Raw genomic sequence first — 680 nt, 5'->3', positions numbered from 1 at the left:
CAGACCTGCCGCTTCAGCACCTCGGTATGTTCGAGCTCCTGCCGCAGCGCGTCGTCGTAGGTGCCGGAGAGTTCCAGCAGCTCGCGGCGGCCACGCCAGGCGAGCACGCCGCTCACCAGCAGGCTGAACAGCAGGAAGGTGCCGACCACCACCGCCGTCAGGCTGCGCGCGGCGGCGCTGCGCTGCTGGCGCAAGGCCAGCTCGATATCCAGGAAGGAGGTGAATTCGCGGCGCGTCTCGTCGAATTCGCGCTGCCCCTTGCCAGCCTGGATCGCGCCGCTGTAATCGGCGCCCTTGCGGCGCAGCTCGATGACCTCGTCGACCGAGCGATTCCATAGCGCATGGATCGCCTGGATACGCTTGAGCGTCTCGACCTGGGGGGGATTGTCCTGCACCAGCTTCATCAGGGAATCGAGCTCGGCCTGGAACTGGCGCTCGCCGACCTCGTACTGGGACAGGAAGCGCTCGTCGCCCGTGATGAAAAAGCCCCGGCTCGACGACTGGCGCTCGACGGCCAGCCGCATCATCTCGTTAGCGTAGCCGATGACTCGCTCGGAATGCTCCACCCAGCTCATGGTCGAGACCAGGTACACCACCAGGCCGATGAACACCGCGACATTCACCAGGCCCATCACGAGCGGGAGCGCGATGTTGCGCTGAATGATCCTGCGGAAGGAACG

1 protein-coding gene is annotated in these 680 nt (G+C 65.6%); it reads right to left on the bottom strand.

Annotation, left to right across the window (positions count from 1 at the left end; genetic code table 11):
• A partial coding sequence (locus HW466_RS31000; RefSeq protein ID WP_176316134.1) for a CHASE3 domain-containing protein occupies positions 1-680 on the bottom strand: 680 nt, incomplete at both ends.

The sequence above is a fragment of the Burkholderia territorii genome (genome assembly GCF_902833055.1).
GTDB classification, from domain to species: Bacteria; Pseudomonadota; Gammaproteobacteria; order Burkholderiales; family Burkholderiaceae; genus Burkholderia; species Burkholderia territorii.
The sequence above is the reverse complement of the archived record's forward strand: the minus strand, read 5'-3'. Positions and strand labels throughout refer to the sequence as shown.